General features: G+C 42.0%; 10 protein-coding genes and 1 pseudogene. 4 read left to right on the top strand and 7 right to left on the bottom strand.

Annotated features, from left to right (window positions below):
* The first annotated feature begins 575 nt into the window (after positions 1-575).
* Both PORAS_RS07625 and mobB read left to right on the top strand, forming a co-directional pair.
* Complete coding sequence (locus PORAS_RS07625; protein ID WP_013760804.1) at positions 576-986, top strand: plasmid mobilization protein; 411 nt, start codon at positions 576-578, stop codon at positions 984-986.
* Positions 986-2,182: a conjugal transfer protein MobB gene (mobB, locus tag PORAS_RS07620; protein ID WP_013760803.1), complete on the top strand. Its 1,197-nt coding sequence runs from the start codon at positions 986-988 to the stop codon at positions 2,180-2,182. The genes PORAS_RS07625 and mobB overlap by 1 nt, the downstream gene beginning before the upstream one ends.
* Before the next feature lie 377 nt (positions 2,183-2,559).
* Here mobB and PORAS_RS09155 read toward each other — a convergent pair whose 3' ends face one another.
* The 4 genes from PORAS_RS09155 to PORAS_RS07595 form a co-directional block, all read right to left on the bottom strand.
* Positions 2,560-2,763, bottom strand: coding sequence for a DUF262 domain-containing protein (locus PORAS_RS09155; RefSeq protein ID WP_013760801.1), 204 nt, complete (start codon positions 2,761-2,763; stop codon positions 2,560-2,562).
* Between the two features lie 432 nt (positions 2,764-3,195).
* A complete protein-coding gene (locus tag PORAS_RS07605; RefSeq protein WP_044211445.1) occupies positions 3,196-4,662 on the bottom strand; it encodes an RNA-binding domain-containing protein in 1,467 nt (488 codons plus the stop codon).
* Positions 4,663-4,850: 188 nt separating this feature from the next.
* Positions 4,851-8,033 (bottom strand): hypothetical protein, encoded by a 3,183-nt coding sequence (locus PORAS_RS07600; protein ID WP_013760799.1) that lies wholly within the window; start codon positions 8,031-8,033, stop codon positions 4,851-4,853.
* A 42-nt stretch (positions 8,034-8,075) separates the two neighbouring features.
* Complete coding sequence (locus PORAS_RS07595) at positions 8,076-8,270, bottom strand: helix-turn-helix domain-containing protein (protein ID WP_013760798.1); 195 nt, start codon at positions 8,268-8,270, stop codon at positions 8,076-8,078.
* A 100-nt stretch (positions 8,271-8,370) separates the two neighbouring features.
* Between PORAS_RS07595 and PORAS_RS07590 the strand changes: the two genes are divergently transcribed.
* A complete protein-coding gene (locus tag PORAS_RS07590) occupies positions 8,371-8,760 on the top strand; it encodes a helix-turn-helix domain-containing protein (protein ID WP_013760714.1) in 390 nt (129 codons plus the stop codon).
* Positions 8,747-9,787 (top strand): IS3 family transposase, encoded by a 1,041-nt coding sequence (locus PORAS_RS07585; RefSeq protein ID WP_013760460.1) that lies wholly within the window; start codon positions 8,747-8,749, stop codon positions 9,785-9,787. Before PORAS_RS07590 ends, PORAS_RS07585 begins: the two co-directional genes overlap by 14 nt.
* Positions 9,788-9,900: 113 nt before the next feature.
* Here PORAS_RS07585 and PORAS_RS07580 read toward each other — a convergent pair whose 3' ends face one another.
* The 3 genes and pseudogenes from PORAS_RS07580 to PORAS_RS07575 form a co-directional block, all read right to left on the bottom strand.
* Positions 9,901-11,502, bottom strand: a complete 1,602-nt coding sequence (locus tag PORAS_RS07580) for a DUF4435 domain-containing protein (RefSeq protein WP_245528019.1) — start codon at positions 11,500-11,502, stop codon at positions 9,901-9,903.
* Between the two features lie 6 nt (positions 11,503-11,508).
* Positions 11,509-11,963 (bottom strand): annotated as a pseudogene (locus PORAS_RS08950) (PDDEXK nuclease domain-containing protein); the annotation flags it as partial.
* A gap of 122 nt (positions 11,964-12,085) precedes the next feature.
* Positions 12,086-13,597, bottom strand: coding sequence for a GH3 auxin-responsive promoter family protein (locus PORAS_RS07575; protein WP_013760797.1), 1,512 nt, complete (start codon positions 13,595-13,597; stop codon positions 12,086-12,088).
* Positions 13,598-13,611: the final 14 nt, after the last annotated feature.

The raw sequence follows: 13,611 nt of genomic DNA, 5'->3' as shown, positions 1-13,611 counted from the left end.
TTTTGACTCAACTCAAAATTGACTGAACTCAAGAGTTAGGTTTTGACTTAACTCAAAATTGACTTAGCTCAAGTGTTAGGTTTTGACTTAACTCAAAATTGACTTAACTCAAGAGTTAGGTTTTGACTCAGCTCAAAATTGACTTAGCTCAAGAGTTAGGTTTTGACTCAGCTCAAAATTGACTTAGCTCAAGAGTTAGGTTTTGACTCAACTCAAAATTGACTCAGCTCAAGAGTTAGGTTTTGACTTAACTCAAGATTGAGTTTGGTTGCAAAATAACTAGCTCTTAACCTAAGTCTCAACCTCTAGTGAAGCATGAGGAAAAGGAGTGAAATCATAGGAATATCGTTTATAGTGAATTAGTTACAAGGTCGCTGTAACTTTGCAGGCAGATAGAAGTCGTGGAGCTTTTCTCTCCGAAGTAGACACCCCCGAGGGGTGGATACTTCATCGTATCACTTCTTGATATTGGCAAGGTGTGTCTTTGTAACACAAACCGCAGTTTGTACCACAAAGACCCTTGCCCCGAAGGGGAGATGAATTACTCCAAAGTCGTAATTAGAAAACAAATAGATATGGATAAGAAAGAGGAGCATCGTTCTGAACGAAAAGCGGCAGAAAAACCTCGCTGGGACAACTGGCATGTACGCTTGCCTGACCCGAAAGACCAGCAACGGGCGATTGACTTGTTCTATAAATCAGGGGCGGAAACGAAGTCCGACTTCGTGCGGGCAAGGATATTGGGAGAGCATTTCAAGGTGATAACGGTAGATAAGTCTGCCGTGGAGTACTATCGTAAGCTCTCCGAGTTGACTGCCCAGATACATAAGATAGGCGTGCTGTATAACCAAGCTGTACGAGCCATCAACAGCTATCATGGCGTGAAGACAGCTCAGATACTGCTTGAGAAACTGGAGCAACTATCAGCTCAGATTATTGCCTTGCAGGAGCAGGCTATCTCTCTGACCATTGATTACCGCAAGTAATGATTGCCAAGATTTCAGCAACGGAGAACCTCGGGGGTGCACTCGGCTACAACTTCAAGAAGGTGAATAAGAAGGAAGCGACACTCTTATTGGCACATGGCTTGTACCAAAACAGAGCGGGCGAATATACGATGTCGGAGGTACTTGCAGATATGCAAGCATTGATACCCGAAAAGTGTCGAACAAAGAAGACGGTCTTCCATTGCTCGCTCAATCCGCATCCAGATGAGAAGCTGTCCGATGAAACGCTATCGCAGATTGCTAAGGAATATATGGAGGCTCTGGGCTATGGTAAGCAACCCTACATTGTGTTCAAGCACAATGATATTGCCCGTGAGCATATACACATCGTGTCGCTAAGAGTAGATGGTTATGGTAGAAAGATCAATGACAAGTTCGAGGGCAGACGAAGCAAGAAAATTACGGATGCGTTGGAGAAGAAGTACCATCTAATTCCCAGCACAGAGGTTACAGACAAGTCTCTACAAAAGCTCGCAAGGGTGGATATGGCAAAGGGAAATATCAAAGAGCAGGTAGCATCTATAGCTCGTTCTGTTCTGAAGCATTATCGCTTCTGTTCGCTGGGAGAACTCAATGCCATTCTTTCCCACTACAATCTTGCCGTGGAAGAAGTCAAAACAGAGTTTCGAGGGAAGAAGTACGATGGGCTGGTCTATGTACCGACTGATGATAAAGGCGATAAGGTCAGTACACCCATCCATGCCTCGGAGATCGGTCGTGGTGTGGGCTATACAGCCGTGCAGAATAGGATGCAACAATCTAAGCAAGCTATCAAGCCACTGATACCAGCCGTAAGGGAGAAAGTCCTACAAGTAATGCGTACTTCTCCCCAAACAGAGGAAGTACTGCGACATCGATTGGAGGAGCAAGGCTTGCGAATGGTTATCCGAAAGAATGAGAGCGGGCGTATCTATGGTATTACGTTCATAGACGATGCGAATGGCATTGCACTCAATGGCTCCCGACTAGGCAAGGGGTACTCGGCCAATACATTTAATACCTACCTCTCCAATCCGACCTACAATCCATTTATGGATGAAACATTGTATGGCACTTATTCCTCTCAATTGAAAGAAGAAGTCGGGGATTGGCTAAGACGCATGCACAAAATATACTTGAAGCCATTTGCTACAACATCAAAAGAGCTCCCCAGTTATACCTCAATAAATTATTAGAAAATGAAGAAGCCTCTATAAGAGGAGCGCTTGCTATGAGATAAGTGCTAGAAATCCTCTGTAAAAGCTCATATTTGGAGCTTTTACAGAGGAGAATAATCAAACAACAAGGCAGTTTCTCAAGCCAGATAAGACAAAAATCAGCAAAAAGTCAATCCCAAACGTCTAAACTTGAATGTGCAACAGTCTCTTATAGTCCATTTTATAGACTTTATCTCCGTATTCTGATTATCACCCGCTTCATCGAAAGCACTATCATCCTCTATTGCAATCTCTTGATCTGGTGTTTCGAACATTTCTTTTTTAGAGAAATAGCCTAGATAGGCTAATAAGATGGAAGAGAGTCGCTGTTGTCCATCTAAGAGTAAATTGATTTTCTACTTGTTGGCCTTGTTATACAACCCTATAGTTACAGGCTGAACAAACTGTCCTTCATTGAGTGATTTAATTAGACGCTTAAGGTCTTTCTGATTCCAAACAAAATGTCTTTGATACTCGGGGAGAACAATATTTCCCTTGACCACCAACTCTATCCAGCGTTCAAGAGAATACTCTCCATAGTAAGTTCGATTTCCTATCATAAAAATACAATTTAATGTGACTCTGCAAGGATACAAAGTTATTAGCAGAGGGGCGAAGGGATTTCCCTATTCAAAACAAATCTATATTTATTTACAGTAGATTACGATAGCATGGTACAAATATGACTTCTTAAATCGATTACAAACAATCGGTTATATTGTCTTTATTGCTCTGCTTTCTCAAGTTCTATCCGAGCTGTAAGTTCTTCTTGGTATGTGGTCATAAACTTGTTTAAGTCCATAAAAGCATACCCAACCAAACGATAGAATAGATTCTTGTATTCTATCTTTTCTGTTGCAGTGAACATAGTTTTACCACCTTCTACTGGTTCGAATGTTGCCTGCCACTCTCCTGTGAACATTCTACTATCCTTCTCAAAACTGTAGAAAGAATGTGGTTTCTTCTCTTATGTACAACACATTCTTCACATTTTATTTGATTATTATCCACTTTCCAGCCTTTGTAGAGCCTTCGTGCTTGATAACTCCTTCTTTAACCATCCTCCTAAGATAATAACGAATACTATCCTCCGTTCTGTTTAACCTTTTTGCTAAATCTTTCCTCGTAACTTGCGGAAAGTTTTTTATTTCATCTAATATTTCATCCTCTATTTTTCTTGGGCTTTTCTTGGGTCTTTCTTGGGCTTTTCTTGGGTCTTTCTTAGGCTTTTCTTGGGTAGTTTCTCCTCCAAAGCCTTCTTCAAAATACTTTTGAGAAACATTCTCAACTACCCGAAAAGCTGTAATCAGTGAAAAATCAAAAGAGGCTTGCCCGTTACCGTTTTCTTCCAACTCCTTCTGAACTCGATAGACTCCACGGCTGAATCGGTTCACATAGCCCAAGACTTTCATTGCTTCGGCAATAAAGGGATTCCGATAATCGCTAACATTGGGGAAATTATCGGGACTAACCTTGCCGTACAATCCTCCAGGGTTTTGAATCTCGATGCGGTCGTCGTACTCATAAAACTGAATAGGAGCGTTTCCCTCGTAATCCCTGTGCATGATAGCATTCATCAACAACTCTCGAGTAGCCCAATATGGGTACTTGGGAACTGTTTCTTCCCGAAGTACACTCACAGGAATAGGACGCTTTTGTGAGATACTTGTCTCGACAAAAGCATCAATCTTAGGCAATACCCTACAAAGATTTCCGCTAAACTTATGTTCATTGAGAATATCACCCGCACGATCCTTACCCTTGAAGCGGACATATTGAATATACGCCCCATGTACGTGTCGTTCAGGATTCTTTCCGAATAGGACAATAGCCCCATTAGTCGGACAGTTATAACGCAAATCATATAAGCCAAGAGAGGCAAGTTGATCCGTAATATCTCGTTTGTCTTCACCGAGAACATCCTCTGCCACAGCCTTGGGCAAAAACTCCTTACGAATGTGAGATACATCCAAGTCGTCAATGCTCGTTCCCAAACAAGGCATAGCATCAAAAGTATGAACGTTGGAGAGTCGCCTTTCGGTGAGTATTTTTTCTTCTGCCTCTGTTGCAGTGCTTTTTCGAGGACCGACACGCACCCAAACACGACCACGATAACGTACAGGCGGAAACTCTGAAGGTTGAACTTCTGCAACCAATACATCCCCCTCACCAAAACTGAATTTCTCCACTGTCATGATGGGCTGAGGGAGAATGTTGCCATCCGTCCGAATATTGGCAATCTGCAATAAGAGTTTATCATCAACCTGCAAACCTGACAACTCTCCATTGTCCTTGGCTCCAATAATGAGATAGCCACTCTTCCCACTATCCGAAATATCATTTGAGAAAGCGCATATAGCCTGACAAAACTTATCCATATTACCAGTCGATTCTGTCCTCTCGATATTGTAGCTCTCAGTGTCCGAAAGCATTTGTTGAAGTCCCTTTTTCGTTATCATAATTTTTCCTTTATCTTCATGTGTAGTATTGAGCAATCTTTACCCATCCCATTTTAGGAGAATGTCTAATAATTTTTAAAGTACGCTTACGCATAAAATGCTCATGAGTTCTCATTTTGATTGTTTATATCCAAAGTCATAATAGCAGAACCATCAAATTCTTTTCTCTTATAAGTCATTTTTCATGTCTAATTAGCTCTTAACTTTCGAAACATATCCATTACTTCTAATACAGGTGCTATATCTTTTTTGCTTTCTGGTATAAAAGGTTCATCATCAGGCTCCAATGCTAAAGTTGCCATATCATCTAGTCTTATTTCCCAAGCATTTCGGAATTCGATAGTCGTAAACTTAAATGCATCGTTAAAATTTTCGGGCATTATTATCTGCTTATCGTTATCTATTTGAAATGCCGTAAACCAACAACCACTAAATTGTTTGTATAAACGCTCAAAAGTATCAAGATTCCAATTGTTTCTAGGCTTCATCGTGTGTTTTCGACACATAGAGGCAAAATAGCGACCTTCTTTAATTTCTTCTTTTTTTACATCTGGTGCTACACAAACTCGATAAGATGTTGGATGGTTCCGATCAACACCTCTAATGATGTAAATGATTACGGAATGTTCTCCTTTTTCTAATTTAGCACTCCATTCTGCAACAATATCTCTTCCACGGTCTAAGTTTTCAAAGGCAAGACCAAAAATTGGAGGTGTAGTTCCCAATTTATCAAACATAAATCCACAACCGCTCCAACCAGCATCATCCCATATCTCCATATCAGAATTAGTCGTATAAAATGATACATTCTGTTGCTTTTCGTTACGATAACTCTGTGGCTTATATTCAAATGAATCTTTTCGCAATGGGTAAGTTTTATCTGACTCCTTTTTCCAATTCTCTATTTTATTCTTAAATGTATTTCCAAGGACATTAGATATCGACTGCTTTACTTGCAATAAGTTACTTACTCTATCCATAAGTTTCTCACCGTCTTGTTTACTCTGAAGCATCTTCATCAAATCTTCTTTTGACATAGAATTTCGACTAAAGAAAGATGCTATAAACATAGAAATACATTCCCACAAATCCTTGTCACTATAATTCAAATTAATACAGAGCTCATATTCATTTGATCTTTCTAATGGTCTTAATTCTGACTTGCCCGTTGTTTCAGTAATTTCAATATACACTTTGGGAGTAATGGTTAATACTTCGAATATTTCCATTGTTGCTAGTATTGACTCGATTGCCCCTAAGAATATTTCCGCAACAATTTGGTTTTGACAACTGTTTTCATAAGCAACATATAGGGTGCAGTTATTTACGGTTGTTTGCAACTTTACATGTCCGTTAGTAGAAATATTCAAATCACATAAGAACTGCTCAAACACGGGTTGATTAAGCATTTTATCCTGCCAGCCATCTTGAGCAAAAATATTTCTAACTTCTTCATCTAATCCATCTGCATATCCTAGAGAAAACTTTAAATATTCTGAAGATTGAAACATCCCTATTCTTTCTAGTATATCTGGCAGAAAACTCATCACTGGATTTCCCAAATCAGATGCAGCAAAACGACATGCCCAAGCTCCATCATGAAGTATATTAGTCTTGTTAAAATTTTCCTCTTCAGCAAACTGTCCATTATGGGAAATCGTCATCATTAGTTCATACCAGTTCAAATACATAACAAGCCTTCCAAGCATTAACTCAATCTCACAAAGTTTCTGCAACACTGTCATCAAAAGATGTGGAATATTGCCAGAGGCGTAAAATGTTTTGAGCAACATCGAAGCTGCTTTTACTAGGTAAGCCATTGCACTAAAAGGTAAACCGATCTCATACATTGCAATACCCATCATGCCAGAAGTTTTGATTAACTCTTCCATACATTCTTCTTTTTCAAAAGGATGTATGCAAAAACTGAAATGACGAATTGCTTGCTTAAACATTTTTTTATTTACTAAAGCTATGGCACGATCCATTTCTATTCTTGCAGCTGCTTGCTCTGAGTTTGTTTTCCTCACTATTGACGTAAGCTCATCAACAAAGTCTTCATATTTTGGATTATCATCAATCACTTCGTTTAAATTTGTAATTATTTGGTATTGAACTTCAAAGCCGATTTCAAGATGAGAAGGGGCTTCTAATAGTAGTGGTCTGATTGCATCAATGTCTTCATTTATTTGTTCTTTAGACAATAAACGACTTATTAACCTTTGCTCGGCAATATACAAACGCAAAAATAAGAGACTAGAGGGCTTATCTCCTCTTTTTTCTAATGTATTACACAGTTCTTTTATGTATTTAATTTCCGGTTCTACCTTTTTTGAATCAATTAGCCCTGCTCGTTCTGAATTGATCAAATTAGTTAATATGTTCGTAATCTTCTCTATGCGAATAACAGAACAGTTATCATTTACAAATTCTTTAAGTTTCAAAAAATCCTCGTGAACTGCATCAATATCCTCAAACCAGAAGAAACTAGTCCAAGCATGATCATAGATTATATTGAACTTTTGTTGAGTGGAACCATGATATTCACACTCACGTAACGCCCGACTAAAACGACCTTCAGTTTCAATACGTGGACGCTCTAAACCTCTGCTGAGAATACAAGCCTCTTGCAATTCATCTATATAGCCTGTATCAACATCATTTATTTGACGTGATAAAATACTCTTTTCGATTTCCTCCAGCCGCTCCTGCCTCTGTTTATCCAAGATTCCTATTTTCTCCCTTTTCTTTTTGTACTCATCGGAAAAATTCAAACAATCCAAGGCTATGTCTTTGCATCCATGATGAAAGACTGCATTTATACACCAAAGTGCATCGAAAATCGAAACTTCAATATTGAATTTATTTGATAAATCTGTTTCAACATCAGCTCTTATACTGGACTTTATGAATTGATTAGAGAAAAAAAGAGCTCTCGTATATCCTCGTTTGGTATTTGCAATCTTTTCTATATCTGTTGTAACCTTTGGTTTCCACTGTTTCTTACAGCTAATAGCAAAAGCCCATTTCTCTTTTTCTGATGCACCACCATCAGCTACATACCATTTGTCTGAAATATAGGTCGTTACTTCGTAGGTTTCAGCATCCACCTTGCCATCACCACCTCCATCAGGACCAGTTTGAGGCTTGATGTTAGGTGTAATAAGCCTTTCGACACATCTCACGATGAAATTCTCAAAATTGCTCTGCATCTTTTTAGTAGATAGTATTTCGAGCTGTTTTTCAAATAATTCTTTTGTTAGAGGAATTTCATACTCAATTTTCGAGTCAGAGAATTCCTCAGGTCTTAATTCACGATAATATGCGACGAGTTCATGCTCTGTTGTAATTGTATTTGACTGTTGTTCCATTTTAGGTTCTAGCAGATAGTGTTATCTTATTATCTCTAATCATTATTCTATAAGGTCTCTTGGTTTTACCCCTAGTATCTCCGCTATTTGGAAGAGGGATTCGAGGCTTGCCTGGCGTCTGTTACAGACATAGGAATTTACAATGCTGAAACTCTTGCCGAGTTTTTCAGCAAGCCATGTTTGCTTAATTCCTTTCTCCTCAAGCACTTCTTTTATTCGATTCATAGGTTTATCCATCGCGTTCAATGTTCTTTTGATAGCGCAAAGATACGAAATGAAATAGCATAGTGTCCTCTCCTGAAATAGTACACAGTTGGGGAAGCCAACCCCAACAACTATGAAACAAGAAAAAAGTAAACTAGGACGAAAGGGATATCCCCTAGATTTCAAGTGGAGAGTCATTGACGACCTCCTAGCCACCGGTGACAGCATTGCCACCACCAGCCAGCGCTACGGCATTACCACACGCACCATTCGAAATTGGTTGCGTACCTTTGATGTAGAGTTACCCAACCAAAGCACCAGTAGCACTATGAGCAAGACAAACAAGAACAAAGACGTAGATCCAGAGTACGCAGAACTCAAGCGTGAAAACGCTCGTCTCAAAGCAGCCCTCTTCCAGGCTGAGAGCAAGGCATTAGTCAACAAGACACTACTCGAAGTGGTCTTGAATCGCTACCACATTGATCTAAAAAAAAGACCGATTTGCAGCCGTGAGACAGCTTGAGTCCGCCAAAGAGAGAGATCAAAAGCTCTCCATAACCTACCTTTGTCAGCTGTTAGAAGTCAGCCGCAAAGGCTACTACAAGCACACCTTCACCGAGCAAGACGAAGATGTCAAAGTAGCTTCCGTCCTACACTATTGCCAGTATGTGCGCGGTCAGCTCCCCAAAGCAGGCGTAGACACCATCCAGCAGTGTGCCAACGAATACTTCAAAGGGACCTTCCAAGTAGGTCGAGACTGGCTCTACAAAGTGTTAGGAGCCAACGATATGCTACTAAGAAGTCGCAAGCGCAAGCGTCCACCCCAGACGACCAAGGGAGTGGTCAATCACGGCTTCCAAGACCACCTGAACACCACCCCTAAGTACATAGCCACCGACCATTGCCGGCTCACCGTCTCAGACATAACCTACGTCAAATGTTTAGGGGGCTTCGCATATCTCTCCCTGACGATGGACGCTTATAGCCGCATCATCACCGGCTTTGACCTGCAGCCCACGCTCTCCACAGAGGGTCCCTACAACGCACTAAGACAGACCGTTGACTTCTATCAGAAGCATGGCTTTGACCTCAAAGGGCTCATCTTCCATAGCGACCGAGGCTGTCAATATGTCTCCAAGCAGATGACGGACTACGAGGCCAGCCTAGGCATCGTAACCAGCGTCACCCAGACCGGAAACCCCCTTCACAACGCTATGGCTGAGCGACTTAACGGGATCATCAAGAACGACTGGCTTTACAACTTCGAGGATAAGCCCATAGATCAAGTTCGAGAGATCCTCTCTCAAACGATTGCTCTCTATAACACAGCGCGACCTCATCGAGCCATCAACAAGAAGACTCCGATGCAGATGCTCATACCAAATTACCCCAACCCTCTAACCACCCAACCCTCTAAGAACCAGATAGCTAAGAACAATTCTCCCAAAGCTCTGAGCCTCAAATCTCCGAGCTCATGCCGCTTAACTCCCAACAAAGACCTATCTTTGTGTACCTCCGCAGTAAAGACGACGACAAGTCGTGTACCCTAGCAGGAGCAAAACTAACAGATGAGAACGCTCACAGGATTAACAAAAACAACCCGTGTATCATCTCAGTAACACCTTCCCAACTGTGTACTTTTTTCAGGAAGAGGACAGGGAGTCTATAATTCTTGTACTTCAGGTAGATTAGGACACCTACTTCTCATCGAATCTATAATAGATTTTCCTCTTTCAGTTTTAAGTAAGCGTAAGACTAACTCAGGATAATTATTTGAAGCTAGATCAAAGAATGGAGAGACTCTTTTGTGCAGGCTTTTTCGATTGTATCGTAAAAGGAGTTCATCATAATTCTGTTTTGCTATAATTTGATCAATCTGATTTTCATATTCTTCATACATGCCATTCGTGTCAATTTGCTCAACAAGAGCCTTTAGCTGTTCTCCTATATAAACTTTTGTTGCGTTCTTTCCTACACTATAACCCTTCAGTCTATGGTGTATGTCTCTTTCGCACATCTTACATATTTGCGATTCTTTTTCTTTGGAAAACTCTTTAAAAACAAACGTCTTAACTGATTCGAATTTCTCATCAGCAGATAATCCTTGATTTTCGGCAACAGCTCTGATAACTCCCTCAAGGAGATATAAATTCTCTATTTCGGCAATATGCAATACTTTTATATTGTGATTTTCAAGGCTAGTTATCTCTTCACGAGTCATATAGTCTCTGTCAACAATACCAAATATGTTGTTGTTGTGTAGACTTCTGACTTTTTCATTATTGAAGGCTTTGGTCATGGCAATTACGTTATAACAATTGCCGCAAGGAATTATATTATAGCCATCATAAATATATGAATATAGATGGGTGTCATAACTACCTTTCTCTCCTTCAACGAATAATACTGGTTTTCTGCTTCCAAGAACTTCGAAGTAGAGCCTATCGGGAATATCACCATTAGAGTCAAGAATAGAATACTCCCAAGTCGAGTTCCCTTGATATGATTTTACCCAGATCTTAGTAGAATCCTTTCTAGAGGCTGCAAAATCTAAGTCATGTGTTATATACACAAGAGTTTTATCAGAACAACATTTTTCAATCTCATCCCATAACTTATGCATAATCGTCTTATGTAAATGAATTTCGGGTTCATCTATTACAACAATAGTTTTAGCTGGGGCAATAAGACATTGTCCTATTAAATAAATAGCGACACGTTCTCCATCAGACATGTTATTCGCTTGATATGTCGCAGTTTCATCATTAGGAAGAGCAACTTTAATACAGGCATCCTCTAATTTTATCTTCCGATGAGGAAACACAGAATTCCACACTTCGATCATAAGGTCTGAGATCATTTTAGGGACATTGTTGTGTGGTTTTTCTTGTGCTTCTAATTGTTTACATTCATCCACGTAAGCTTTGTTTTCTTTATTATCCCTAGCGAAGACTGCAGACAATACGCTTTCGTAATCATTTACAAGAGTTGATGTAGGATTTCCCCATCCCCATTTATGATCTTTTCTTTTATCTGTTTCATTTCCGTAGTAAATTTTATTCCAGGAAACTTCTTCGCTCTGTACCATTATCGTTTTAGGGATAGTAAGTGCTCTTTGTGCTGAAATTCTCAACACGTTTATGCCCTCATTCTGATTCTCTTCAATCCAAGCTCCTAAATGGCTCTTTCCACTTCCATTTGCCCCAATAATGACAAAGTTGGACACAGATTCCACCATTTCATTTGGTAATAATAATGTACTCATGTGATTTTAATTATTTATGCGTCTTGTTGTTTTACTAAATTCCGCCTCTACTTCCTCGATCCTGGAGAGGGTGGAGCGAGGGTCGTCGGGAATAGCTTTTGTCTGTTGATAATCGCTGACCCCGATTGATTGATCATAGACAGAGAGGTCATATTGCACTACCTCTTTATCCCTCCATTGCAGAGGAGCAAGCCGATGGTCTTGTTGTCGTGCTCGCTACGGAGAGTATCATCCATTACATTGTTTTAGAAGTTAAGTTGTCCCATATATTCAGGTTTGAAAGGTGTGGCTTTAAGTTCGACAACTACCTATGTATGTAGTTGGGTGTTATAGAGGATGAGGTCGGCATAGAAATCAGAATCGTCCACTTCAAAATGCTTCTGCGGTGCCACAAATGCAAAGCTTCTATCCACTTCCAGAAGATATTTGGCGATATGAGAGACCAGTTGCCGTTCAATGTCTCATTCTGCCATTTATTTGATTTATGTTGTGTTGGTAGATGACAGATAGTGTTTCAGAAATTTCTCCTAATTGTGCAAGAGGTTCTTGCCTTTTGTAGGTTTATACCTGATTGATGTTGTGGCTACTTGTTGAGCTCGATGAGGCGATCGTTGAGATCGGCATTGCTCCGTAGGCGGGGTATCTTGTGCTGCCCGCCGAGCTTGCCTTGCTCCTCGAGCCAGTCGTTGAAGAGTCCTCGACGAGCAACCACTAGACGGGGCTTCAGGAGTGCCATGTCGGCATAGCGCTTTGCCTCGTAGTCGCTATTGAGCGTGCGGAGCTCTTGGTCGATGCGCTCGATGAAGTGGTCTGGATCGGCTGGCGGTGTGTCAAACTCTACGATCCACTCGTGATAGCCATTGGCCGTCTCTAGGCAGAAGCGCGGTGCCACTGTGTAGTCGCGTACCGTGACGCCCATCTCCTGGGCGACGCGCGAGATGGCTGTGGTCGTGTTGTGGACCATCAGCTCCTCACCGAAGGCATTGATAAAGCTCTGCGTACGTCCCGTGATGATGAACTTGTAGGGGTGCAGCTCGGTGAACATGACCGTGTCGCCGATGATGTAGCGGTAGAGCCCTCCGAGGGTGGAGATGACGAGTGCATAGTTGACCCCTTTCTGTACGTCGGCTAGCGGTATGGCCTGACGGTCAGGGACGTCAAACTGAGACATTGGGATGAACTCATAGAAGATGCCGTAGTCCTGCATCAGGAGCATAGAGCTAGAGGTGGGGTCGTCCTGAACGCCAAAGAAGCCCTCGCTCGCATTGTAGGTCTCTCGGTACTGCATCCGCTCGGACGGGACGACTTGGCGGTAGCGCTCACGGTACGGATCAAAGCTGATTCCTCCGTGAAAGAAGACCTCGAGGTGAGGCCACACCTCCGAGAGGTTGTCCCGTCCTGTATACTCTAGAATCGCCATGATGGTCTCGAGCATCCAGCTCGGCACGCCCGAGAGACTGCCCACATCTGCTGTCGCCACCTCCTGGACGATCTGTCGCATCTTGGCGGTCCATTCGCTCATGAGGAGGGTCTGCTTCGAGGGAACGCGGTACATCTGTCCTAGGGCTGGCATGTTTTCCACCAATATGGCGGATAGGTCGCCCGTATGGGTGCCTGCGGCAAACTCAGTCGGCTTGTGGCTCCCCCCGATGACTAAGCTCTTGTGCGCAAAGAACTCGCTGTCGGGTCGTGTGTCTAGGTAAAGCCAGAGCGCATCTTTGGCTCCCTGATAATGGCAACTCTGCAGATGCAACCCAGGCACGGGAAGGTATTTGCTGCGACCTCCCGAGGTGCCACTGGAGGTGGCGAACCAGCGGCAACTACCCTTGATCAGCTGATTGCGCTCTCCCTGTAGCATACGCTCTACCCAGGGGCGTAGTTCTTCGTACTCGACGATAGGGATGATGCGCTGGTAGTCGCTGTAGGTGCGGATAGGTTCGCTCGTGAGGGACTGCTCGTAGGCGGTGCCATTTAGTACACGCATGATGCGCTTGAACTGGCGCATTTGGATAGCTTCGCTCTGCTTAGCGTACTGCTCGATGCTCTTGAGCCGGAGGTACATGAGGCGATAGATGGTTGCGGTCTTTTTGTCCATAGTATTACATCTGG

The organism is Porphyromonas asaccharolytica DSM 20707 (assembly GCF_000212375.1).
GTDB classification, from domain to species: Bacteria; Bacteroidota; Bacteroidia; order Bacteroidales; family Porphyromonadaceae; genus Porphyromonas; species Porphyromonas asaccharolytica.
This window is presented reverse-complemented; position numbering and strand designations above follow the sequence as displayed.